The sequence below is a fragment of the Mesorhizobium sp. B4-1-1 genome, from assembly GCF_006439375.1.
Classification (GTDB): Bacteria; Pseudomonadota; Alphaproteobacteria; order Rhizobiales; family Rhizobiaceae; genus Mesorhizobium.
On sequence record NZ_VFTH01000019.1, the window covers coordinates 20,845 to 41,452 of the forward strand.

At 65.4% G+C, this 20,608-nt stretch carries 15 protein-coding genes; 5 read left to right on the forward strand and 10 right to left on the reverse strand.

Annotated elements, in window-relative coordinates:
* Positions 1-39 precede the first annotated feature (39 nt).
* From FJW10_RS23370 to FJW10_RS23380, 3 genes are all read left to right on the forward strand, one after another.
* Positions 40-678: a hypothetical protein gene (locus FJW10_RS23370; protein WP_140831052.1), complete on the forward strand. Its 639-nt coding sequence runs from the start codon at positions 40-42 to the stop codon at positions 676-678.
* 46 nt (positions 679-724) lie between these two features.
* Positions 725-1,651 carry a uracil-DNA glycosylase gene (locus tag FJW10_RS23375; RefSeq protein ID WP_140901815.1) on the forward strand — a complete coding sequence of 309 codons (927 nt, stop codon included), beginning with the start codon at positions 725-727 and terminating at the stop codon, positions 1,649-1,651.
* 89 nt (positions 1,652-1,740) lie between these two features.
* Entirely contained in the window at positions 1,741-2,553 is an 813-nt protein-coding gene (locus FJW10_RS23380) for a helix-turn-helix transcriptional regulator (RefSeq protein ID WP_140901816.1), read from the forward strand.
* Positions 2,554-2,557: 4 nt separating this feature from the next.
* Here FJW10_RS23380 and FJW10_RS23385 read toward each other — a convergent pair whose 3' ends face one another.
* A complete protein-coding gene (locus FJW10_RS23385) occupies positions 2,558-3,505 on the reverse strand; it encodes a DMT family transporter (RefSeq protein WP_140901867.1) in 948 nt (315 codons plus the stop codon).
* A gap of 214 nt (positions 3,506-3,719) precedes the next feature.
* Between FJW10_RS23385 and pepN the strand changes: the two genes are divergently transcribed.
* Both pepN and FJW10_RS23395 read left to right on the forward strand, forming a co-directional pair.
* On the forward strand, positions 3,720-6,365 hold the full coding sequence (pepN, locus tag FJW10_RS23390; RefSeq protein ID WP_140901817.1) for an aminopeptidase N: 2,646 nt from the start codon (positions 3,720-3,722) through the stop codon (positions 6,363-6,365).
* A gap of 165 nt (positions 6,366-6,530) precedes the next feature.
* The gene (locus tag FJW10_RS23395) at positions 6,531-8,852 is read left to right on the forward strand and encodes a PAS domain-containing sensor histidine kinase (protein WP_140901818.1); all 2,322 of its coding nucleotides are present in this window, start codon (positions 6,531-6,533) and stop codon (positions 8,850-8,852) included.
* Here FJW10_RS23395 and FJW10_RS23400 read toward each other — a convergent pair.
* The 9 genes from FJW10_RS23400 to FJW10_RS23440 all read right to left on the reverse strand — a co-directional run bounded on the left by FJW10_RS23400 (position 8,849) and on the right by FJW10_RS23440 (position 20,565).
* On the reverse strand, positions 8,849-11,818 hold the full coding sequence (locus FJW10_RS23400; protein WP_140901819.1) for a bifunctional [glutamine synthetase] adenylyltransferase/[glutamine synthetase]-adenylyl-L-tyrosine phosphorylase: 2,970 nt from the start codon (positions 11,816-11,818) through the stop codon (positions 8,849-8,851). The genes FJW10_RS23395 and FJW10_RS23400 overlap by 4 nt on opposite strands.
* A gap of 12 nt (positions 11,819-11,830) precedes the next feature.
* On the reverse strand, positions 11,831-13,312 hold the full coding sequence (locus tag FJW10_RS23405) for a HAMP domain-containing sensor histidine kinase (RefSeq protein WP_140831038.1): 1,482 nt from the start codon (positions 13,310-13,312) through the stop codon (positions 11,831-11,833).
* 8 nt (positions 13,313-13,320) lie between these two features.
* Positions 13,321-13,995, reverse strand: a complete 675-nt coding sequence (locus FJW10_RS23410; protein ID WP_040991372.1) for a response regulator transcription factor — start codon at positions 13,993-13,995, stop codon at positions 13,321-13,323.
* A gap of 311 nt (positions 13,996-14,306) precedes the next feature.
* Positions 14,307-15,863 (reverse strand): Do family serine endopeptidase, encoded by a 1,557-nt coding sequence (locus FJW10_RS23415; RefSeq protein ID WP_140831036.1) that lies wholly within the window; start codon positions 15,861-15,863, stop codon positions 14,307-14,309.
* A 132-nt stretch (positions 15,864-15,995) separates the two neighbouring features.
* Positions 15,996-16,460 (reverse strand): cytochrome c-type biogenesis protein, encoded by a 465-nt coding sequence (locus FJW10_RS23420; protein WP_140901820.1) that lies wholly within the window; start codon positions 16,458-16,460, stop codon positions 15,996-15,998.
* Complete coding sequence (locus FJW10_RS23425; RefSeq protein WP_140901821.1) at positions 16,457-18,442, reverse strand: heme lyase CcmF/NrfE family subunit; 1,986 nt, start codon at positions 18,440-18,442, stop codon at positions 16,457-16,459. The genes FJW10_RS23420 and FJW10_RS23425 overlap by 4 nt, the downstream gene beginning before the upstream one ends.
* Positions 18,442-18,882 carry a cytochrome c maturation protein CcmE gene (gene ccmE / locus FJW10_RS23430; RefSeq protein ID WP_140901822.1) on the reverse strand — a complete coding sequence of 147 codons (441 nt, stop codon included), beginning with the start codon at positions 18,880-18,882 and terminating at the stop codon, positions 18,442-18,444. Before ccmE ends, FJW10_RS23425 begins: the two co-directional genes overlap by 1 nt.
* Positions 18,883-18,886: 4 nt before the next feature.
* Positions 18,887-20,023, reverse strand: coding sequence for a c-type cytochrome biogenesis protein CcmI (ccmI, locus tag FJW10_RS23435; RefSeq protein WP_140901823.1), 1,137 nt, complete (start codon positions 20,021-20,023; stop codon positions 18,887-18,889).
* Between the two features lie 104 nt (positions 20,024-20,127).
* Positions 20,128-20,565, reverse strand: a complete 438-nt coding sequence (locus FJW10_RS23440; protein ID WP_140643565.1) for a hypothetical protein — start codon at positions 20,563-20,565, stop codon at positions 20,128-20,130.
* Positions 20,566-20,608: the final 43 nt, after the last annotated feature.

Consider the following 20,608-nt stretch of genomic DNA (forward strand, 5'->3'; position numbering starts at 1 on the left):
AATTGTTCGACGGCTTGGTTATCGGCAATACTTCGCACCATGCGCAGTCCAGAGCCAGCCGGCTTTCCATCAAAGCGCTTACTCTTCACGCCAGGCATGGCCTGGCGCGCGGTTCTTCCACTCCTCTTTTTGTCCGTGCCGGCGCATACCGATCCGGTGAAGGTCTGGGCCACCGGCGCCTATTCCTTCTCCGACGAACTGGGCGGCTTCCGCATCACGGGTGCTTCCGGCATCGGCACCAGGGAAGACCCGCTGATCATCAGGGAGGAACTGAACACGGCGACGCCGGTGACGCTGACGATCCGCGCGACCAAGCCGATCGAGCCATTCGGCAAGGCGGGCCAGGTCGCCAACGGCGTGATGTATATGCGCATCGACGTGCTCAACAACAGCGCCCTGCCCTGGGTGGAATTCCAGTTCGAGCTGCAGGAAATCCTCGACCAGCCAAGCGTGTTCGGCGACGGCCTTTCCTTCGATCAGCGCAACAAGACGCCCGACAACATCTGGTCGAGCAATTTCGCCGATTTCGACCGCCGGTTCGAACCCTATGACCAGTTGCTGTTCAAGAACGGCAAGGTCGACCCGCTCAAGACGGCGACCTTCGACTTCCTGATCACCGACTACACGCCGCGCTGGACGTTTTACATTGTGCAGGATCCGCGCATCCCGACTGGATGACCTCGGCGAGGTTGCAAATCGGCGCCGCGCGGACGATGGTGGCGCCATGACTGCCGCCTCCCCCAGCACACCAGCCGACATCGCCGAACTGCTCGCCTTCTATGCCAGCGCCGGCGTCGACGAGCCGCTTGAAGACGCGCCGGTCAATCGGTTTGCCGAAGCGGCTGCGAAGTCGGCCGAACGCAGGCCCGCCGAGCGGCAGCCAGCCGCACCGCCTCGCGACCCCAGATCCGAGAGCCGCCCGGCACCCGGGCAGGGCCCGGAGCGGCCCCAGGCGCCGGAGCCACCGACGCCATCATCCGGCCTCGACGCGCGCAATATTCCGGACGCTCCGGCGCGCATGCCAGCCGCCACCGTTCCCGACGAGGCGCAGGCGCTGCTTGCCCGGCAACTGGCCGCAAGCGCCTCGACGCTCGAGGAACTCCGCCAGCAGATGGCCGGCTTCGACGGCTGTAATCTCAAATTCACCGCCAAGAACCTCGTCTTCGCCGACGGCAATCCGAAAGCCGACCTTATGTTGGTCGGCGAGGCGCCGGGCCGAGACGAGGACCTCGAAGGTCTGCCCTTTGTCGGCCGCTCCGGCCGGCTGCTCGACCGTATGCTCGCCGCTATCGGCCTCGACCGCAACTCGGCCTATATCGCGAACGTCATTCCGTGGCGGCCGCCGGGCAACCGCACGCCGACACCGCACGAGACCGAAATCTGCCGGCCGTTCATCGAAAGGCAGATAGAACTGGTCAATCCCAAGGTACTGGTCAATCTCGGCGGTCCGTCGGCCAAGACGCTGCTCAACACGACCGAGGGCATCCTGCGCCTGCGCGGCAACTGGCGGGTGCACACGACGGCGTCGGGCATAGCCATTCCGGCGATGCCAACGCTGCATCCGGCGTATCTCTTGAGAACGCCGGCGCACAAGAAGCTGGCCTGGCGGGATTTTCTCGAGGTCAAGGCGAAGTTGAAGGGGTTGGCGTGAACGTCTTCCCCTTCTCCCTTGCGGGAGAACGGAAGCCAATAACCTCCCAGGTAATTGAAATCCCTCCCTCCACAGCCTAGTGCTACCCTATGACCACATCCGAACTCTCCGCCGGAAGCCTCATCCGCGAGTGGCGCACGCGGCGGCGCATGAGCCAGCTCGACCTCGCCATGGAGGCCGATATCTCGCAACGGCATCTCTCCTTCGTCGAAAGCGGCCGAGCCCAGCCTTCGCGCGACATGGTGCTGCATCTGGCCGAGCAGCTGTCGATTCCACTGCGCCAACGCAATCAACTGTTGCTTGCCGCCGGCTTCGCGCCGAGCTTCAGCGAAAAGCCGCTCACCGATGCGACGCTGGCGCCGGCGCTTGCCGCCGTCGAGACTGTGCTCAAGGGCCACGAACCCTTCCCGGCGCTGGCGGTGGACCGGCACTGGAACCTCGTTTCGGCAAACACCGCGATTGCTCCGTTCCTCGCCGACATCTCCGAAGCATCGCTTCTCGCGCCGCCGGTCAATGTGCTGAGGCTCAGCCTGCATCCGGGCGGCGTGGCGCCGCGCATCGTCAATCTGGCGGAATGGCGCGCGCATCTCATCGAGCGGCTGAAGCACCAGAACGATGCCACCGGCGATCCGGTGCTGATCGAACTGGAACGCGAACTGCGCACCTATCCGTCCGGCATGAGGAGCAGCCGGCCGGCGCCGGTCGAACCGAGCGGCATCGTGCATCCGCTGCGGCTCGCGCATGGCGATCAGGTGCTGTCGTTCATCAGCACGATCACGGTCTTCGGTACGCCGCTCGACGTCACGCTGTCGGAACTGGCGATCGAATCCTTTTTCCCTGCGGATGAGCAGACAAGGACGGTGCTGGTGCGATTGGCGAAAGAGCGGGCGACCGCTTCGTAGGCCTTCACCCCTGCGGCGGCGTGACCGTCCTGGTGCGCGTTCGCTCGAGGCCGAGCTGCCGCTCGCGCCAGATGATGAAGATGCCGGCGGCGACCACGATCACGCCGCCCGCAAGGGTGTTCAGCGAGGTCACGTCGCCGAAAACGAAATATCCGACGACGACGCCGAGGATCATCGAGGTGTATTCGAAGGGCGCCACGACCGAGGCTTCGGCATGGCGGTAGGCCGCCGTCATCAGGATCTGGCCGAGCCCGCCGCAGAAGCCCGCGGCAACGAGGAGCGCGGCCTGCATCGGTGTCAGCGCCTGCCAGCCGAAGGGCAGCGTGAAGAGCGACAGCACCGAGGCGGTCGAGGAGAACCACAGCACGATGGTTGCCGTCTTTTCGGTCTGGACGAGATTGCGCACCAGAAGCATGGCGACCGCCGAGATCGCTGCGGCGATCAGCGCGGCCATGACGCCCAGCACCTCGTGGTCGTCGAGGCCTTCATCGGAATTGAGCAGCGTCAGTTCGGGCCAGGAGATGACCAATACGCCGGCAAGACCGACCGCGACCGCGCTCCAGCGGTAGACGCGGATCGTCTCGCCGAGGAAGATCGAGGAGAACACGACGACCAGCAGCGGCTGGGCGTAGTTCAGCGTGATCGCTTCCGGCAGCGGCAGCCTGGTCAGCGCGAAGAAGCCGAGCCCCATGGCGCCGACGCCGACCACACCGCGCGCGATATGGTTGAACGGCCGTCTCGTCGTGAATGCCGTGGCCAATTCACCCTTGAAGGCCAGGAAGGCGATGATCGGGAAGATGGCAAAGAAGGAGCGGAAGAAGACGATCTGCCCTGCGGGCACGTCGCCGGCCGCCTTGATGCAGGTCTGCATGCCGACGAAGACCGTCACCGAGACGATCTTCAGCGTAATGCCGCGCAGCGTGTTGTGGCCGACGGCATGATCGACGGTCATCTTGCCTCGTAAGGGTAGTCGGGAAACGAAGCCGCGAAATAGGCCAAGAGCAATTCCAGGAAAAGTGTGTAACGGTTTTCCGTCCGGAATTGCGAGACACAACCTATCCCGCAGTTTTGTCGAGTGGCCGTTTCGTGTAAAGAGCGCGCACCTCAAAATTCTTGGACCAGCCAAGCTGGCTGGCCGCCCGAAATCAACAGGAAAAGCCTAAGGAATGCGCACAGATACCGGCCATGTCTTCAAGCTCGAAGACTATCGCCCCAGCGACTATCTCATCCCCGCGACCAGCCTCGACTTCCGCCTGTCGCCGGACGCGGCCCATGTGACCGCGCTGCTTGCGATCGAGCGGCGCGAGGGCGTCGCCGCCTCGACGCCGCTGGTGCTCGACGGCGACGGGCTGACGTTGCTCGGCATTGCCGTCGACGGGCATACGCTTCCGGCCAGCGACTATGAGGCGACGCCTGACCGGCTGACGATCCTGAAGCCGCCGGCGGCGCAGCGTTTCGAGCTGCGGCTGGAGACAGAGATCGCGCCTTCGCGCAACGAGGCGCTGATGGGCCTTTATCGCTCCAACAACGTCTATTGCACGCAATGCGAGGCCGAGGGCTTTCGCCGCATCACCTATTTCCTCGACCGTCCCGACATCCTGTCGGTCTACACGGTGCGCATCGAAGCCGCGCACAACGAGGCGCCATTGCTGCTCTCCAACGGCAATCCCGTCGAACGCGGCGGGCTCGCCGGCGGCCGGCACTACGCGGTCTGGCACGACCCCTTCCCCAAACCCTCCTATCTTTTCGCGCTGGTGGCGGGGGCGCTCGGCAAGGTGTCGGGCAGCTTCATCACCATGTCCGGCCGGGAGGTCGAGCTCGGCATCTATGTGGAGCCCGGCAAGGAGCAGCTTGCCGGCTATGCGATGGACGCGCTGAAACGCTCGATGAAATGGGACGAGGAAGCCTTCGGCCGCGAATACGACCTCGATGTCTTCAATATCGTCGCCGTCTCCGACTTCAACATGGGCGCCATGGAGAACAAGGGCCTCAACGTCTTCAACGACAAATATGTGCTGGCCGACGAGGAGACCGCGACGGATGCCGACTTCGCCAACATCGAGGCGATCATCGCGCATGAATATTTCCACAATTGGACTGGCAACAGAATCACTTGCCGCGACTGGTTCCAGCTCTGCCTGAAGGAAGGGCTGACGGTTTACCGCGACCACGAATTCTCCGCCGACCAGCGCTCGCGGGCGGTGAAGCGCATCGCCGAGGTTCGCACGCTGCGCGCTCACCAGTTCCCGGAAGACCAGGGGCCGCTGGCGCATCCGGTCAGGCCGCGACGCTACCGCGAGATCAACAACTTCTACACCGCGACCGTCTACGAGAAGGGTTCGGAAGTGGTGCGCATGATCCGCACCATCCTCGGGCCGGAAACCTTCCGTGCCGGCATGGACCTCTATTTCGAGCGGCATGACGGCGAGGCGGCGACGATCGAGGATTTCCTTAAAGTGTTCGAGGACGTCTCGGGCCGCGACCTGGCGCAATTCGCGCTCTGGTACCATCAGGCCGGCACACCGAACCTGACGGTGAGCTCCACGCACAATGCGGCGGCAAAGGAGTTCACGCTGGAGATCGAGCAGTCGGTGCCGCCGACGCCGTCGGAAAGCCGCAAGCGGCTGATGCATATCCCGCTGGCTTTCGGTCTTGTCGGCGCCAACGGCAAGCCCGTCACCTGGACTGCCGTCGAGGGTGCAATTGTGGATGACGGTGTCATCCACATCCGCAAGCGTCGGCACACGGTGCGCTTCTCGGGTATTTCGCAACGGCCTTCGGTGTCGCTCAACCGCGGCTTCTCAGCGCCGATCACGCTTTCGGTGCAGCAGAAGGCCGACGACCAGTTCTTCCTCGCGGCGCATGACAGCGACGCCTTCGCGCGCTGGCAGGCGTTCAACACGCTCTTGACCGATGCGCTGATCGCCGCCTTCCGCCAGATCCTCGGCGGCAAGGACCCGGTGTTTGCGGCGCGGCTTGCCGAGCTTGCCGGCAGGATCGCCGGCGACGAAGCGCTGGAGCCGGCCTACCGGGCGCTCGCGCTGTCGCTTCCCGGCGAAGCCGATATTGCCCGCGACATCGGCAAGGGCATCGACCCGGACGCCATCTTTGCCGCACGCGAGGCGATGGCGCGGATGATCGCCGAGGCAAACAGCGAGGCCTTCCCGGCGCTCTATGAGAGCCTCGCCGAGAAGGGTCCGTTCAGCCCGGACGCGGCGAGCGCCGGGCGCAGGGCCTTGCGCAACATCCTGCTCGACTATCTTTCGCTGCTGCCGGGCGGCGCGGGCCTCGCCGCAAGGCACTTCACCGCCGCCACCAACATGACCGACCGCGCCGCAGCGCTCGCCGTGCTGGCGCATCGCCATCCAGGCACGGCCGAGGCCGAAGAAGCTCTGGCCGCTTTCGAGGCCCGCTATCGCAGCGACGCGCTGGTACTCGACAAATGGTTCCAGATCCAGGCCGGTGTGCCGGGCGCGAACACCGTCGAGAAAGTGCGTGAGCTCATGCGGCACCCAGCCTTCTCGATCGCCAACCCGAACCGGGTGCGTTCGCTGATCGGCACCTTCTCAAGCGCCAACCAGACCGGCTTCCACCGCCCCGACGGCGAAGGTTACCGTTTCTTCGCCGAGACGGTGCTGGAAGTGGAGAAGCGCAACCCGCAAGTGGCGGCGCGTCTGGCCACGGCGCTACGCTCCTGGCGCTCGCTGGAGCCTGGACGTCAGGCCAAGGCCAGGCAGGTGCTGCTCGACATGGCGAAGGCCGAGAATCTTTCGGCGGATCTGCGCGATATCGTGGAACGGACGCTGGCGTGACTAGCAATCTCCCCGATCGGCAGTTTTGACAAATTTCAATCAACTTTTAATCTTTTTCGCCCGCGCCACTGGACAAGGCGAATCAGCTTTGATTCTTTACTGACGATTCGGGCGTGCGGCGTAGCCGGATCATCCAAGTATGCGGCAGATCGGGGAGTGCCATTTATGGCCAAGGCGGACGCGTGGGGCGCGCCCGGAGGGAAGGCTTTTGCGCGTCGCAAGGCAAGGAGCGATGGACTTGCCGGCAATACGCGCCTGATCGCCGAACCCACTTATCAGCGGCTCCTGGCCGCCGAGCCGCTGCTGCGCCGGTCGATCCCGGCGCTGATCGTCGTTTTTCTCGTCGTCATCGCCGCGCTGCGCTTCCTGTCGCTCATGAACGAGCATGACGAGATCGAGCGCGACGCCAAGGCCGTGCTGGCGCTGGCTGCCGGCCAGATGGCGCAGGCCGTCACCGCCGACCCCAGCGCGGCCGGCGTCAATGCCATAAGCCTCCTGGAGAACACCGGCCGCCAGGGCGCCATGAGCCGCGCCCATGTGCTCGCCATCACCGATGCCAACTTCAAGGTCATCGCCGTTTCGCCGCTGTCGACGGGCTGGCAGGGCCGCACGCTGGACAGCCTCGTGCTGGGCGGCCAGCCGCTGTTCATGTTCGGCGACCGCGCCGGCGTGATGGACGTCAGCATCTCGGGACAGGACTGGTTTGCCGCCGTCAGCCTCAGCGGCGACCGCAAACATGCGGCCGCCGTGCTGGTGCCGCAGGAAGCGGTGTTCGACAGCTGGCGCAAGTCGATGTCGCTCAACGTCACGCTGTTCGTGCTGACGGCGGGCGTGCTGATCGTCATCCTCTACGCCTATTTCGGCCAGGCGGCGCGCGCCCAGGCGGCGGACCGCATCTATCTCGAAGCGCATCAGCGCATCGACATGGCGCTGGTGCGCGGCCGCTGCGGGTTGTGGGACTGGGACATGGTGCGCGGCAAGATGTACTGGTCGCGCTCGATGTACGACATGCTGGGCTATGAGCCCTGCGATACGATGCTCTCCTTCGGCGAGGTCGACGAGATCATCCACCCGGAAGACGGCGACCTGTTCGAGCTCGCCAACCGCATCATCGAACGCGAGATCGACCATATCGACCAGGTTTTCCGCATGCGCCATGCCGACGGGCAGTGGGTGTGGATGCGAGCCCGCGCCCAGGTGATCGACCCGGAGGCGCCGGAGATCCAGCTGATCGGCATCGCCGTCGACGTCACCGAGCAGCGGCACTTGGCGCTGCGCTCGGAAGCGGCCGACATGCGGCTCAGGACCGCGATCGAGAACATCAACGAATCCTTCGTGCTGTGGGATGCCGCCGAACGGCTGATCATGTGCAATTCGAAGTTCCAGAAGGACAACGGGCTGTCGGACCGCGACGTGGTACCGGGCGCGACCCGCGATATGCTGGAGGAGCGCATGCTGGCCTTCGCCTCGGAACGCAGGCTCGCCAATGCCAACGGGCCGCAGGGCGGCGTCAGCTTGGAGCGCCAGCTTGCCGACGGCCGCTGGCTGCAGGTCAACGAGCTCAGGACCCGCGACGGCGGCGTCGTTTCCGTGGGCTCCGACATCACGCAGATCAAGCTGCACCAGGAAAAACTGGTCGACAGCGAGCGCCGGCTGATGGCGACGATCCACGATCTCAGCCTGGCCCGCCGCGCCGAGGAGGAACGCGCCAGCGAACTGGTCGAGCTCAACCGCAAATACATGAAGGAAACCGAGCGCGCCGAGGCGGCCAATCGTGCCAAGTCGGAATTCCTCGCCAATATGTCGCATGAATTGCGCACGCCGCTCAACGCCATCATCGGCTTCTCCGAGCTGATGCAGCAGGGCCTGTTCGGGCCGCTCGGCTCCGAGCGCTACGAGGAATACGCGACCGACATCAACGGCAGCGGCAAATACCTGCTCGGCGTCATCAACGACATCCTCGACATGTCGAAGATCGAAGCCGGCCAGTTCTCGCTCGACCGCGAGGAGATCGACCTCTGCCCGCTGATCAAGGAGACGGTGCGGGTGATCTCGCTGCAGGCGGCGGAAAAGTCGATCAATGTCGAGACGCGCATCGCCGATGCGATGCGCGTCTATGCCGACCGCCGCGCGATCAAGCAGATCGCCATCAACCTGCTCTCCAACGCGGTGAAATTCACCGGACAGGGCGGCAAAATCACGGTCAGGGCTCGCAACACGTCCGGGGCGCTGCTGCTCACCATCGAGGACAATGGCTGCGGCATCCCCAAGCAGGCGCTGAGCAAGCTCGGACGGCCGTTCGAGCAGGTGCAGAACCAGTTCTCCAAGAACCACACCGGCTCGGGCCTCGGACTCGCCATCTCGCGCTCGCTGGCCGAATTGCAGGGCGGCGCGCTGAAGATCCGCTCGACCGAGGGTGCAGGCACCATCGTGTCGGTGCGCATTCCGCTGAAGAAGGCTCCTCCGACAGTGAAGGCGGCGGCCTAATTCATCCCGCGTTTCGACGCGCCCGTGCGAAGCAAGTGGCCAAAATCCTGCCTGACCTTCCGCGACGTCTCCTTGAGATGTGCTTCCAGGACGGCGAAATCCGGCAGGTCGGTGACCGCCAGCAGCAGATCCGAGAGTCCAGGCGGGACATCGTCGCGCTGGAACTCGCCGATGAGGCAAAGCCTGATCATCTGGGTCAGCGCCAGATAGAGCCGATAGGCCTCGCCAAGCTCTTCACGCACATCGGCTGAGGCGAAATCAGGAGAAAGCCGGGCCAAAATGTCGGCGGTCGCCGTGAACCGGCGACCGGGCTCGACATCGCCGGCGATGACCGCGACCTGGGCGATGAATTCGAGATCGATGAGCCCGCCCGGGATCAGCTTGATGTCCCAGAGATCGCGCGGCGGCTTCTCCTTCTCGATCAGCGCGCGCATGTCTAAGGCCTCGGCTTTCACCTTGGCGGCATTGCGCGGCTGCGCCAGCACCACCGCCACCTCATCGTCGAGCTCGGCGCAGAGTACGGCATCGCCGCCGACGGCGCGGGCTCGTGCCAGCGCCATGTGTTCCCAGGTCCAGGCGTCCTGGCGCTGATACTTCTTGAACGCATCGATATGGGTGGCGACCGGCCCCTTGTTGCCCGAGGGGCGCAGGCGCAGGTCCAACTCATAGAGCACGCCTTCGGCCGTCGGCGCCGAGACGGCGGCGATCAGGCGCTGCGTCATGCGGGTATAGTAATGCGAAGGCGCCAGCGGCTTTTCGCCGTCGGAGTCCTCGGCATCCGCGTCGTGGTCGTAGAGCAGGATGAGATCGACATCCGAACCGGCCGTGAGTTCGCGGCTGCCGAGCTTGCCCATGCCGAGCAGGGCCACCCTGCCGCCCGCGACACTGCCGTGGCGCAGCGCGAATTCGGCGATCACCGCGTTCAGCGCCGCCTCGATGGTGAGGTCGGCGAGATCGGAGAAGGCGCGGCCGGCGCGCGCGGGATCGATCGAGCCGGCAAGCAGGCGCACGCCGATCAGGAATTTCTGCTCGGAGGCGAAGATGCGCAGGCGGTCGAGCACATCCTCATAGGCGCGGTCGCCCTCGATGAAGGCGGCAAGCCGCGCCGAAAGATAGGCGCGGTCCGGCAGTTCGGTAAGCAAGGCCGGGTCGAGCAGGCCGTCAAAGACATGCGGGCGGCGGGTGATGATGGCAGCCAGCCTCGGCGCCGCGCCCATGATGGTCGCCATCAGCTTCAAGAGCGCCGGGTTCGATTGCAGCAGCGAGAAAAGCTGGATGCCCGCCGGCAGGCCGGCGAGGAACTCGTCGAAGCGCATCAGCGCCTCGTCGGCGCGACGCGTCTGGCCGAAGGCTTTCAGCAGCGCCGGGGTCAGTTCGGTCAGCCTCTCGCGCGCCTCCGCCGACTGGGTGACGCGGTAGCGCCCGAAATGCCAGCCGCGGATGACGCGGCAGATGTCGCTCGGCCGCTGGAAGCCGAGGCCATGCAGCGTCTGCAGCGTATCGGGATCGTCGACATCGCCGGTGAAGACCAGATTGCCGACGCCGGCCGAGAGTTCGGGAGCGGTTTCGAAGAGCGCCGCGTAATGGCGCTCGACCTGCTGCAGCGAGGCGCGGAAGGCCTGCGTGAATTCCGCCTCGCCGGCAAAACCCAGCATCAGTGCGATGCGTTTGAGCTCCTCGTCTTCTTCCGGCAGGATGTGCGTCTGCTCGTCGGCGACCATCTGGATGGCGTGCTCGACACGGCGCAGGAACCAGTATTGGCGGGTGAGCGCATCGCGGGCGTCAGCGGTGATCCAGCCGCGCGCGGCAAGCGCTGCGAGCATCGGCACGGTCTCGCGGCCGCGCAGTTCCGGGAAGCGGCCGCCGGCGATGAGCTGCTGGGTCTGGACGAAGAACTCGATCTCACGGATGCCACCGCGGCCGAGCTTGACGTTGTGACCCTTCACGGCGATCTCGCCATGGCCCTTGTGGGCATGGATCTGGCGCTTGATCGAATGGACGTCGGCGATCGCCGCGTAGTCCATGTATTTGCGCCAGACATAGGGTTGCAATTCCTTGAGGAAGGCGGCGCCGGCAGCAAGATCGCCGGCAACCGGCCGCGCCTTGATCATGGCGGCGCGCTCCCAGTTCTGCCCGCGCGCCTCGTAATAGCGAAGTGCTGCCTCGACCGGGATCGCCAGCGGCGTCGAGCCGGGATCGGGGCGCAGCCTCAGATCGGTGCGGAAGACATAGCCATGCTCGGTGCGATCCTGCAGGATGCGCACGAGACGGCGGGTGAGCCTGGAGAACAGTTCGGTCGCGTCGAGCGGATCGATGACGGCCGGCGCCTCCGGCTCGAAGAAGACGACGAGATCGATGTCGGAGGAAAAGTTCAGCTCATGCGCGCCGAGTTTGCCCATGCCGAGCAGGATCCAGCCTGAATCCCTGGCAGGCTCGGCCGGATGCGGTAGTTTGACCTTGCCTTGCCGATGCGCGTCGAGCAGCAGGAAATCGACGGCGGCGCATGTGCAGGCGTCCGCAAGATCGCTGAGCCGGCGCACCGTCACGGAGGTCTCCGCCTCGCCTGAAAGGTCGGCCAGCGCGATCAGGAAATGCGCTTCGGTCTTCCATTGCCTGAGCGCCATCATCAGGCTCGCTTCCGAAGCGTCTTCCGCCTTGGCCGCGCCGCCGATCGCTTCGCCTATGGCATCGAGCCGCGCTTCGATCGTCAGGTCGAACAGCGTATCGAGGATCGCCGGCCGCCGGCGCGCCACATCGCGCAGGAAGGGCGTGAGGTCGAAGACGGCCGCCAGCAGATCCTGCAGCGGCCCCTGGCCCGCCAGGAACGCTGCGAGTCGGGAAAGCCCCTCCTCCTCGGCGGCGTCGGCGATTTCCGACAATTCGCGCCGGGCATGTTTCGCGTCCAGGGGGCGGAGCGCCAGTGTCGGGTTAAGCCGGAATTCGGATTCGATTTTCTTCTTCGCCATTTATCCGCGCCGTCAATGCGTCTCCCGCAATGGGAAACTCATAACCACGGACAATCCGGGATTGGCGGGCAAAAGATCAAGCCTTCCGTTGTGGAAAGTCATGATTGCCTTGGCCAGGCTGAGACCCAGGCCCGAGCCCGGCTGCGATCGGCTCTTTTCCAGGCGCACGAAACGCTCCGTGGCTCGGGCACGATCGGCGTCGTCCGGAATGCCGTGGCCGTTGTCGCTGACGGCAAGCTTGATCTCGTTGCCGATGCGCTCCAGCGCCACACGCACTTTCGGCGTCTCGGCGGCGTCGGTCGAGTATTTGATGGCGTTGTCGACGATGTTGGACAGCGCCTGGCCGATCAACTCGCGGTTGCCGTTGATGGTAAAGGCCTCGGGCACTGTCGCTTCCAGCGCGACGCCCGCCTCTTCCGCCACCGGCTCGTAGAGTTCGACGACGTCGCTCACCGTCGCGGCGAGATCGACGGGACCGGTCTGTTCCGAGGAATAGCCGGCCTCCAGGCGCGAGATCATCAGGATGGCGTTGAATGTCTTGATGAGCTGGTCGGACTCCGCGATCGTGCCTTCCAGCGCCTGGCGGTAATCTTCCGTCTTGTGCCTGCCGGCGAGCGTCGCCTCGGCGCGGTTGCGCAGCCTGGTCAGCGGCGTCTTCAGATCATGGGCGATGTTGTCGGAGACCTGCTTCAGCCCCTCGTTCAGCATGGCGATCCTGGCCAGCATCGAATTGAGGTTCGCCGACAGGCGGTCGAATTCGTCGCCAGCGCCGGTGACCGGCAGCCGTCCGGACAAATCGCCGCCCATGATGCGGCGGCTGGCGTCCGAGACGCTGTCGATGCGCTTGAGCGCCGCGCGCCCGACAAAGAACCAGATCAGGATGCCGCCAAGCCCCATCATACCGAGCGCCAGGGTCAGCGCGCGGCTGATGACGGCGCGGAAGCGCTCGGGCTCGCCGAGGTCGCGGCCGACCAGCATGATCATCTGGTTGGGCAGTCTCAACACCAGCGCGATGGCGTTGTGGCCCTTTTCCCCCGTGGACTGGGGGCTGTTGCTGCTGTCGTTGGCCGGAGGCGTGGCCTGGTCCGAACCGCCGCTGCGCAGCCGATCGAGCTCGCCCTCGCCGAAGCGCTGGTAGGAAAACGGTTCTGTCGTCCAGCCCTCGGTCTCTATGACCCCCGGCTCCAGGCTCTGCACATTGCCGGTCAGGATCTGGCCGTTGGCGTCGGCGATCAGGTAAAGATTGGCGCCGGGCTGGCGCGAGCGGGCCTCGACGACGCGCACCAGCACCGGCAGGCCGCCGCGCTGATAGGCGCGGGCCAGGCCCAGCACCTCGTCGTTGATGGTCTCCTGCGTCTGCGCGGTTAGCATGCGCGCCGAAAGCGACGTCATGTAGAAGACGAGCAGCACGGCGCAGAGCGCGAAAAGCAGAAGATAGAGCGCCGAGAGCCGGGCCGCCGTCGTCTTCATGATGGCCGGCAGGGAGAGAGCCATCTGTGGCTTCACCCGCCCTTCAGCATGTAGCCGGCGCCGCGGATCGTGTGCAGGATCGGCTTGTCGAAGCCTTTTTCGATCTTGCCGCGCAGGCGCGAGACGTGGACGTCGATGACGTTGGTCTGCGGATCGAAATGATAGTCCCAGACATTTTCCAGAAGCATGGTTCGCGTCACCACCTGCCCGGCATGGCGCATCAGATATTCGAGCAGGCGGAACTCGCGCGGCTGCAGCGTGATCTCGCGGCCGGCGCGCTTGACCGAATGCGACAGCCGGTCGAGCTCGAGATCGCCGACGCGGTAGACGGTCTCGGACTCGCGCGCGCTGGCGCGGCGGTTCAGCACCTCGACGCGGGCAAGCAATTCGGAAAAGGCATAGGGCTTGGTGAGATAATCGTCGCCGCCGGCGCGCAAGCCCGTGACGCGGTCGTCGACCTCGCCCAGCGCCGAAAGGATCAGCACCGGCGTGGTGTTGCCGCGCGAGCGAAGTGCGGCGATCACCGAAAGGCCGTCACGGCGCGGCATCAGGCGATCGACCACCATCACGTCATAGTCGCCGGCATCGGCGAGCGCGAAGCCGGTCTCGCCGTCGCCGGCGACATGGGCGGTGTGGCCCGCCTCGGCGAAGGCTTTCTGCAAATAATCCGCCGCCTCGCGATCGTCTTCCATGACGAGAATCTTCATGGAGCCGTTATACGCGATTTCACCGGAAGTTTGAGAGGCAGTCATTCTTCGTGCCTTGCCTTCATTGGTCGCATGTCTTCTTCCCAAAACCGGCAACCACTTTTGGGCGACATGCATTTCGTTCCGCATGTCGTGATCCCAAAACCGCTACCCACTTTTGGGCGACATGCGATAAGCGGCAGCGGGTGATGGGAAACCCGCTGCCGCCAGGAGCGAAACACGGTGACTGACTTACGTGCTCGGCCCCATGTTTTCCCGGCGGCGGCTCGGGGGTGTTGATACCGCCGCAGGGAAAAGTTGAAAATTGAAGATCAGCCCTTGCCGACCGGCAGCGCGACGAAGCGGTTGGAGTCGTCGCGGGTGATCTGCATCAGCACGGCCTTGCGGCCGGCCTTGGCGGCATCGGTCATCGCCTTGGACACGTCGTCGGTGGTGTTCACGTCGTTCGAATTGATCGAGGTGATGACGTCGCCGGGCTGGATGCCGCGGTCGGCCGCGTCGCTGTCGGGATCGACGTCGGTGACCACGAGGCCCTTGCCGTTTTCCGCCTTGGTGACGGTCAGGCCGAGATCGGCCAGCGTGTCGGCCTTGGCGGCGGGCGCCGACTGCTTGTTGTTGTCGTCGTTCGAGGCCTGCTTGTCGCTTGCCGGCAGCGTGCCGAGATCGACCTTGACCGTCTCATCCTTGCCGCTGCGCCAGACGGTAACATCGACGGATTTGCCCGGCGCGAATGCACCGATCATCCGGGCGAGTTCCTTGGGCGAGGCGACATCCTTGCCGTCGATCTGGGTGATGACATCGCCGGCGACGATGCCCGCCTTCTTGCCCGGACCGGAATCCTGGGCGCTCGAGACCAGCGCGCCCTTGTCCGACTTCAGGCCGAGCGACTCCGCGATGTCGGAGGTGACCGGCTGGATCTCGACGCCGAGCCAGCCGCGCTGGACGGAGCCGCTCTTCATCAGGTCCTGGACGACCTGCTTGGCGGTCGAGGCCGGGATGTCGAAGGCAATGCCGACGCTGCCGCCCGACGGCGAGAAGATGGCGGTGTTGATGCCGATCACCTGGCCGTTGAGGTTGAAGGTCGGACCGCCCGAATTGCCGCGGTTGACCGAGGCGTCGATCTGGATGAAGTCATCATAGGGGCCGGCGCCGATGTCACGGCCGCGAGCCGAGACGATACCCGCGGTGACGGTGCCGCCGAGACCGAAGGGATTGCCGACCGCAACCACCCAGTCACCGATGCGGACCTTGGAGTCGTCGGCAAAGTCGACATAGGTGAACTTGTTGCCCCCGCCATCGACCTTGAGCACGGCAAGATCGGTGCGCGGATCGGTGCCGATCAGCTTGGCGTCGAGCTCCTTGCCGTCATTGGTGACGACACTGAAGTCCGAGCCTTCCGAAACCACATGGTTGTTGGTGACGAGATAACCGTCTTCCGAGATGAAGAAGCCCGAGCCCTGAGCGACCGGACGCGGCTCGCCATTGCCATGGTCGCGATGGTTGAAGCGGCGCATGCCGAACTGGCCGCCCTGACCCTGGTCGCCGAAGCCGCGGAATTCCTTGAAAAAGCGGCGCAGCTGCGGATTGTCAGGCAGGTTGTCGAAACCGTCCTGATCGTCCGAGCCGTTGTCGGCCGTCGGCTGGATCTTGGCCTTGACCTTGACGCTGACGACCGCCGGCGAGACGTGCTCGACGACATCGGCGAAGCTCGGCATCTGCGGGGCTTCGACGCGCACGGCATCAGCCAGCACGGGGGCGGTGCCGGTTGCGATCATGCCCGCGCCAACCGTGCCGACAAGGGCCAGGGAAGCGACGGCGGCCATCAGGCGCTTTCGGGTGCTGGAAAATGAATTGGGGGCGTTATTCATGGGGGTTCTTATCCTCTATCGACGTGGATGCGCTCAGGCGAAGCATCCTCGGGCAAGAGGATTAGAGAGCCGCACATTACGGCGCCATTTCCGGTACATGAAAGTTTTGTAATGTTGGACCGCAGGCGTGGTCTATTCGCGGCGCAGGATCGAGTCGAGAGCCGCCTGTTCCTCCGCCGAAAGCGCAGCTGTCGTCGAACGGCGCGAGCGGGCGCCGATGACGATGAAGGCTCCGCCAACAAGCAGCAGGAGCAGCGGCGTGCCCCACAACAGCGCGGTGCGCAGGCTGAAGCGCGGCTTGAGCAGCACGAACTCGCCATAGCGCGAGACGATGTAATCCATCACCTGCTGGTCGGTGTCGCCGGCGACGAGGCGCTGGCGCACCAGGACGCGCAGGTCCCGGGCAAGATCGGCATCGGACTCGTCGATCGACTGGTTCTGGCAGACCATGCAGCGCAGACCTTCGGACAGCGCGCGCGCCCTCGCCTCCAAGGCCGGGTCCTGCAAGACTTCGTCAGGCTTCACCGCCTGGGCCGCGCCGGCGAAGAACAGCGCCAGCAGCAGGACCAGCGAGGCGAGCGAAAACCTCGCTTTCATGTCGGGGTCGCCAAGGCCGCCGCCGGCTTGCGCCGCTTTGCCGGCGCGCCGACGCGCAGGCGGCGGTCGAGCAGCGACATGGCCGCGCCCGCCATCATCACCAGGCCGCCGCCCCAGATCAGCGTCACCAACGGCTTCCACCAGAGGCGCACGACGACGGAGCCGTCGTTGTTCTCGTCGCCGAGCGACAGATAAAGCTGGCTCAACCCAATCGTCCTGATGCCGGACTCCGTCGTCACCGTCTGGCGCACCGGATAGAAGCGTTTCGCGGAGGTGATTGCGCCATCGGCGTTGCCGTCGGCGCCTATCATCAGGAAGCGGCCGCGATCTTCGGTGAAATTCGGACCTTTCTGCGGGGAGAGCCCTTCGAAGCGCAGCGTATGGCCGGAGAGCTCCACCGTCTCGCCGGGATGCATGGAGAGGATTTTCTCGGTGCCGAAGGAGAGCGTGCCGACGATGCCGAGCAAGGTCAGCCCAAGGCCAAGATGCGCCAGCGCCGTGCCGAAGACCGAGCGCGGCAGGCCGGCGAAGCGGCGCAGCATGACGGCCGGCGCCACCGAACCGAAACCGGATTTGACGGCAAGGTCGGTCAGTGCGCCGGCGACCAGCCAGACGGCGAGGCCGACGCCGAGTGCTGCGAAGACCGAGGCGCCGTCGATGAACAGGCCAGTGACCAGCATTGCGGCGATCGCCAGGGCGAAGGCCGCCATCAGCCGCTGCGAGGCGGCAATGACGTCGCCGCGTTTCCAGGCGAGCAAGGGGCCGAACGGCACGATCGCGAGCAGCGGCAGCATCAGCGGGCCGAAGGTCAGGTCGAAGAACGGCGCGCCGACAGAGATCTTGCCGCCGGTGATCGCCTCCAGCGCCAGGGGGTAGAGTGTGCCGACCAGCACCGTCGCCGTGGCGGTTGTGAGAAAGAGATTGTTCAGCACCAGCGCGCCCTCGCGCGAGATCGGATGGAACAGGCCGCCCGCCGTCAGCCGCGAGGCGCGCAGCGCAAACAGCGCCAGCGAGCCGCCGATGAACAGCGTCAAGATGCACAGGATGAAGACGCCGCGCGCCGGATCGGTGGCGAAGGCGTGCACCGAGGTCAGCACGCCGGAACGCACCAGGAAAGTGCCCAGCAGCGACAGCGAGAAAGTCAGGATGGCGAGCAGCAGCGTCCAGATCTTCAGCGCCGAGCGCTTCTCCATGACGATCGCCGAATGAAGCAGCGCGGTGCCGGCGAGCCAGGGCATGAAGGAGGCGTTCTCGACCGGATCCCAGAACCAGAAGCCGCCCCAGCCGAGCTCGTAATAGGCCCAGTAGGAACCCATGGCGATGCCGCCGGTGAGGAACATCCAGGCGACCAGCGTCCAGGGTCGCACCCAGCGCGCCCAGGAGGCGTCGATGCGCCCCTCGATCAGCGCCGCGACCGAAAAGGAGAAGCAGATCGAGAAGCCGACATAGCCGAGATAGAGCATCGGCGGATGGATGGCGAGGCCGAGATCCTGCAGGATCGGATTGAGGTCGCGGCCCTCGATCGGCGCCGGGTTGAGGCGGATGAATGGATTGGACGTCGCCAGGATGAACAGGAAGAAGGCGGCGCCGATCATGCCCTGCACGGCCAGCACATTGGCCTTGAGCGTTGACGGCAGGTTGTTGCCGAAGACCGCGACCAGCGCGCCGAAGAAGGTCAGGATCAGCACCCACAGCAGCATCGAGCCTTCGTGGTTCCCCCAGGTACCGGTGATCTTGTAGATCATCGGCTGCAGCGAATGGGAGTTCTCCCACACGCTCGCCACCGAGAAGTCGGAGCCGGCATAGGCGCTGGCAAGGGCGGCGAAGGACAGCGCGGTCAACGCGAAGCCGGTGACCGTCACCGGACCGCCGACCGCCATCAGGCGCTGATTGCCGGTGCGGGCGCCGACGAGCGGCACCAGCATCTGCACCAGCGACAGAGCGAAGGCCAGCACGAGCGCGAAATGTCCGGTCTCAACCATCAATTTGTGCTTTCCTGCCAGACGCCCTTGGCCTTCAGGCCGTCGGCGACTTCCTTGGGCATGTAACGCTCGTCATGCTTGGCCAAAACGCTGTCTGCGACGAACACGCCGTCCGGGCCGAAAGCGCCCTCGGTGATGACGCCCTGATCCTCGCGGAACAGGTCGGGCAGGATGCCGGTATAGGTGACCTTGACCGATTTCTGCTTGTCGGTGACCGAGAAGGCGACGGTGGCGCCCTGGCCGCGCACGATGGTGCCCTTCTCGACGAGACCGCCGAGCCGGATGCGTTGTCCGGGCGGCAAACTCGCCGTGGCGAGATCGGCCGGCATGTAGAAATAGGAGGCCTTCTGTCCAAGCGCATAGAAGGTGAGGCCGGCAGCGGCGCCGAGGAAAGCCAGCCCCGCCACGATCACCGACAGTCGCTTCTGCTTGCGCGTCATTGCCTTACTCCGTCGCCGTTACGCCGAGCGAGGTGGCGAAGGCGGTGAATTTCCTGGCCTGTTCACTGTCCGCCCCGAAGGCGGCGACAGCGCGGCCGAGCGCGGCCCGCGCCTGGTCGGCCTTGCCAAGTACGACATAGGAACGGATGAGCCGCATCCATCCTTCCTCGTCACGCGGATTCTGCTTCAATTTGTCGTCCAACCCGGCGACCATGGTCTCGATCATCGCCTTCCGGTCCTGCGGCGACATCTGTTGCGCGGCTTCCACCTGCTGCGCGTCCGGCCCGTTTGCCGGCGCGGCCTCGGCGACAGCCGGTTCGCCGGCCTCGGCAAGCGCCTGCTGAACGGCGTTGCGCCAGGGCGAATCCGGCGCGAGCTGGCCGAGCATCTTTTGCCAGGCAGCAACTGCCTCGGCCTTCCTGCCTTCCTGGGCGAGGCCGACGCCCAAGTAGAAATTCGCCTTGGCGTTGGCCGGATCGAGCTTCAGGGCTGCCTCGAAGGCGCTTTGGGCGTCGGCCGAAACGATGCCGCCGGCAGCACTGGCGATCGCCTCGCCGAGACCCGACTGGCGCACGGCGCTGTCGCCGTCGAGGCGGATGGCGTTGCGATAGGCGGTCACGGCGTCAGGAAAGCGCTGCAGCCGAAGATAGATCGGCGCCAGCACATCCCAGCCCTTGCCGTCCGACGGATTGGCGGCGAGATGGGCTTCGGCGCGGGCGACCAGTTCGTCGACCGAGGCATCGGCCGGGTTCTTGGCCAGACGTTCGGCCAGCGGCTGCGAGGGCAGATCGGGAGAGCCGAGCATCCCGTAGAGTCCCCAGCTCAGCAGGGGAACCGCAAGCACGGCCACGCTGGCGACCCATCTGGCGCCGCGCGCGGGCCTGGGCGTCGCCGAGGCCGGCTCTTCAGCCGCGCCCAGACGCAGGATGCGGCGGCCGATCTCGGCACGCGCCTCCTCGGCCTCGCCCGGCTGGATCAGGCCGCGCGCCATGTCGCGGTCGAGCTCGGAAAGCTGGTCGCGATAGACTTCGAGATCATGATCGCCGGCCGGCGACGCGCCTTTCATGCCGCCGGTGAGCGGCAACAGCACCGCCAGGCTGGCGCCCAGCGTGAGGATTGCGGCTATGACCCAAAACAGCATGCCTATTCCAATAGCGGCAGAGCCCTGCCCTGCCAACACGACCATCGTGCGACGCTTTGACGGCAGGCGCCGTCGGCCACAGGCCTAATTCCGTTCGAAAGCCGTCAGGTCAGCGGCGTCCAGCTGCCATCGGCGTTGCGGCAGGCGGTGCCGCGCGCGGTGACGCCCGCGCCACTGGTATAGACGGTGTGGGTGTACTGGCGGCAATCCTGCGAGCCGACCCGGTAGGGCTGGGCGGCGACGACCTCGCCATAATGCGAGGAGTTGTCGCTCTTCCACGTCACTTTCTGGCCACTGGTGTTGTATTCCAGCGCCTTGTACTCCGCTTCCAGGCCCTTGCGCTTTTCGGCATCGCTGAGGCCCGAGCCGACCGATCCGCCGATAAGCCCGCCATTCATGGCCGAAACGATGCCGGTCGAGACCTTGCCGCCGGCGGGCGGCGTGGAAACAGGCGTGACCGGAGAGGTTGGACCGCCCCTGCCGAGCGTCGTGCAGCCGGAAACGGCGAGCAGGGCGGAAACGAGCGCGACGCGGATCTTCATGCCAACAACCGGTTCTCTTGAGCGGGATGAGCTGGGGGCCGCG

Bases quoted from the DNA above. Each gene is read 5' to 3' on its own strand.
- FJW10_RS23370 (WP_140831052.1), top strand. From the start codon at position 40: ATGCGCAGTCCAGAGCCAGCCGGCTTTCCATCAAAGCGCTTACTCTTC.
- FJW10_RS23375 (WP_140901815.1), top strand. From the start codon at position 725: ATGACTGCCGCCTCCCCCAGCACACCAGCCGACATCGCCGAACTGCTC.
- FJW10_RS23380 (WP_140901816.1), top strand. From the start codon at position 1,741: ATGACCACATCCGAACTCTCCGCCGGAAGCCTCATCCGCGAGTGGCGC.
- FJW10_RS23385 (WP_140901867.1), bottom strand. From the start codon at position 3,505: ATGACCGTCGATCATGCCGTCGGCCACAACACGCTGCGCGGCATTACG.
- pepN (WP_140901817.1), top strand. From the start codon at position 3,720: ATGCGCACAGATACCGGCCATGTCTTCAAGCTCGAAGACTATCGCCCC.
- FJW10_RS23395 (WP_140901818.1), top strand. From the start codon at position 6,531: ATGGCCAAGGCGGACGCGTGGGGCGCGCCCGGAGGGAAGGCTTTTGCG.
- FJW10_RS23400 (WP_140901819.1), bottom strand. From the start codon at position 11,818: ATGGCGAAGAAGAAAATCGAATCCGAATTCCGGCTTAACCCGACACTG.
- FJW10_RS23405 (WP_140831038.1), bottom strand. From the start codon at position 13,312: ATGGCTCTCTCCCTGCCGGCCATCATGAAGACGACGGCGGCCCGGCTC.
- FJW10_RS23410 (WP_040991372.1), bottom strand. From the start codon at position 13,995: ATGAAGATTCTCGTCATGGAAGACGATCGCGAGGCGGCGGATTATTTG.
- FJW10_RS23415 (WP_140831036.1), bottom strand. From the start codon at position 15,863: ATGAATAACGCCCCCAATTCATTTTCCAGCACCCGAAAGCGCCTGATG.
- FJW10_RS23420 (WP_140901820.1), bottom strand. From the start codon at position 16,460: ATGAAAGCGAGGTTTTCGCTCGCCTCGCTGGTCCTGCTGCTGGCGCTG.
- FJW10_RS23425 (WP_140901821.1), bottom strand. From the start codon at position 18,442: ATGGTTGAGACCGGACATTTCGCGCTCGTGCTGGCCTTCGCTCTGTCG.
- ccmE (WP_140901822.1), bottom strand. From the start codon at position 18,882: ATGACGCGCAAGCAGAAGCGACTGTCGGTGATCGTGGCGGGGCTGGCT.
- ccmI (WP_140901823.1), bottom strand. From the start codon at position 20,023: ATGCTGTTTTGGGTCATAGCCGCAATCCTCACGCTGGGCGCCAGCCTG.
- FJW10_RS23440 (WP_140643565.1), bottom strand. From the start codon at position 20,565: ATGAAGATCCGCGTCGCGCTCGTTTCCGCCCTGCTCGCCGTTTCCGGC.